Source organism: Bacillus sp. CH_48, assembly GCF_038008465.1.
GTDB classification, from domain to species: Bacteria; Bacillota; Bacilli; order Bacillales; family Bacillaceae_G; genus Bacillus_A; species Bacillus_A thuringiensis_S.
The window spans coordinates 1,245,001-1,247,500 of sequence record NZ_JBBOZF010000001.1; the positions used below are offsets into that span (position 1 = coordinate 1,245,001).

Here is a 2,500-nt window from a genome sequence, read left to right on the forward strand (position 1 = left end):
GTTTTACCGCTAAAAGAGCGAATCCTTTCACTAACAAAGCATTTAGTTTCATTTCTAGTATATATCCCCCTTTTAAAATACATATAGAATCATAATTTCCTTTGTTTCTATCTCCCCCTAAGAATACAATACACAACCATACAAAAACAATTCTACAACAAGGTATACGACGGCTGCACAATTATAAATCATAATCCCCTCAATACCTACAGAGGTGCTGTCCGCCTTTAACGCAAATATATACTAAAAAAATTTCAATATGAAATGGGCCGGAATTTCTATTCTAAGAAAAATCCGGCTCTTATTTTTAAGCAACAACCAACATCATTTTTACATTTAGTATTAAATGTCTATTCAATATTCTCTACTCTGGTAAAGGTGAATGTATCATATCTGTCACTGCATAATATAGATTTTCTGGATGTTCGGCTATCCGATGACATAAATATAAATACCGTTATTTTCCACGAGTCAAATATACTCTAGCGTTATGTCCTTTGTTTTTCAAATCTCTTAACATATCCGGACGAATTCCATATAACATTTCTATTTCTACATTAGGGTGACTAAAATATTGACGTTGCTCCATCTCTTTAATAAGAATTTCATCATGTGTAGCTATAGATACAGGGTGATGGTTTTCAGCTAGTTTTTCTACAATTTGAAGATACTGTTGATTTAAATCAGTTGATCTAGGCATAGCAATATCCGGAACTTCTTGATAGGCACCTTTTACAACTCTTATTTTTCCTGGATAATGAAGGAGTTCTTGAATATCATTGTTTGAGCGGTATAAATGTGCCTGTATTGTTATCCCTACATTATGATATTGCTCAGTTACCTTTTTATAAATGGAAAGAATGTCCGCTGCTTTAGATGATTCTTCCATACTTATCATAAGGGTAGTTCCATGTACTTTCGCCTTCTCTGCCAACTCCATTAAATGAATATAAGATATTTCTGGATCTATAGACAATCCAATATGAGATAAATCAAGTGATACTGTTTGTTTCATAGATAGAGTACCTATGTCCCCAATAAGATTCAAAAACTCATTTTTTTGCTTTATAACATCCCTCTATATCAAGAGTATTTTCCCCTATGTATTCTAGTGAAGTATGATAACCTTTTGTAATTAGTTCTTTTGCCGTCCCAATCCCCTCATGTCTCGTTTCTCCGGTGACAAAGCGTTTCGCAGCTTGTAACAATAACGTATAGAGTTCATTGGATTGTTGAACATATGCTTTTATATGTTCATTCCGTTTTACATACACCTTCTTTAAATCAGCTTATCCTTTCTAAATTTATTGCTGAAGATTATTTGGAACGGCATATTATGAAGATGAAAAAAATCTATAAAAATCGAAGAGACTTCCTTATCCAGCAATTAAAATCAACATTCTCAAATACAATCAATATTTTCGGTTATTTTACAGTATTACATCTGATTGTTGAATTCAATCAAGTTCAATTCACAAAAGAATTACTTGAGAAAATCCAACAACTCGGAGTGAAAGTATATCCTGTGGAAGATCACGCCATTGAAAAAGGAAAACATTACAATCGAATTATTATAGGGTATGGACATTTAACAACTGCAGAAATAAAAGAGGGTGTGAGTAGGCTCCAGAGGGTAATACTTCGTATATATATTCTTGTTAGCAAATAGACTTTAAAGCTTAGTCATATTTTTCTGAAGGTATGCTACTTAAATGTGAAATTCTAATAAAATAAAGTTGTTTCTTGCTAGATAAACTTACTCATAGAGCTTACATTAATTACAAGTTTATTTTACAAAACACAAAAAAGACAAGTTATTCTGACTTGTCTTAAAGTTGCTTGGCGACGTCCTACTCTCACAGGGACAAGGTCCCAACTACCATCGGCGCTAGAGAGCTTAACTTCCGTGTTCGGTATGGGAACGGGTGTGACCTCTCTGCCATCATCACCAAACTATTGAAGGTATATTCCTTCAAAACTAGATAACATTGCTACATATTATATGGTTAAGTCCTCGATCTATTAGTATTCGTCAGCTCCACATGTCACCATGCTTCCACCTCGAACCTATCAACCTGATCATCTTTCAGGGATCTTACTAGCTTACGCTATGGGAAATCTCATCTTGAGGGGGGCTTCATGCTTAGATGCTTTCAGCACTTATCCCTTCCGCACATAGCTACCCAGCTATGCCCTTGGCAGAACAACTGGTACACCAGCGGTGCGTCCATCCCGGTCCTCTCGTACTAAGGACAGCTCCTCTCAAATTTCCTACGCCCACGACGGATAGGGACCGAACTGTCTCACGACGTTCTGAACCCAGCTCGCGTACCGCTTTAATGGGCGAACAGCCCAACCCTTGGGACCGACTACAGCCCCAGGATGCGATGAGCCGACATCGAGGTGCCAAACCTCCCCGTCGATGTGGACTCTTGGGGGAGATAAGCCTGTTATCCCCGGGGTAGCTTTTATCCGTTGAGCGATGGCCCTTCCATGCGGA

The 2,500-nt window shown here is 37.4% G+C and carries 2 rRNA genes and 2 pseudogenes (1 of these 4 cut by a window edge); 1 reads left to right on the forward strand and 3 read right to left on the reverse strand.

Going from position 1 to position 2,500, the window contains the following annotated elements:
- Positions 1 to 364 precede the first annotated feature (364 nt).
- A pseudogene (locus N2V92_RS05955) lies at positions 365 to 1,274 on the reverse strand (proline dehydrogenase family protein).
- Here N2V92_RS05955 and N2V92_RS05960 point away from each other — a divergent pair.
- Positions 1,193 to 1,669 (forward strand): annotated as a pseudogene (locus tag N2V92_RS05960) (PLP-dependent aminotransferase family protein); the annotation flags it as partial. The pseudogenes N2V92_RS05955 and N2V92_RS05960 overlap by 82 nt on opposite strands.
- 168 nt (positions 1,670 to 1,837) lie before the next feature.
- On the opposite strand, the gene rrf reads toward N2V92_RS05960, so the two are convergent.
- Together rrf and N2V92_RS05970 are read right to left on the reverse strand one after the other, a co-directional pair.
- A 5S ribosomal RNA gene (gene rrf, locus N2V92_RS05965) occupies positions 1,838 to 1,953 on the reverse strand.
- 49 nt (positions 1,954 to 2,002) lie between these two features.
- A 23S ribosomal RNA gene (locus tag N2V92_RS05970) occupies positions 2,003 to 2,500 on the reverse strand (it continues 2,424 nt past the right edge of the window).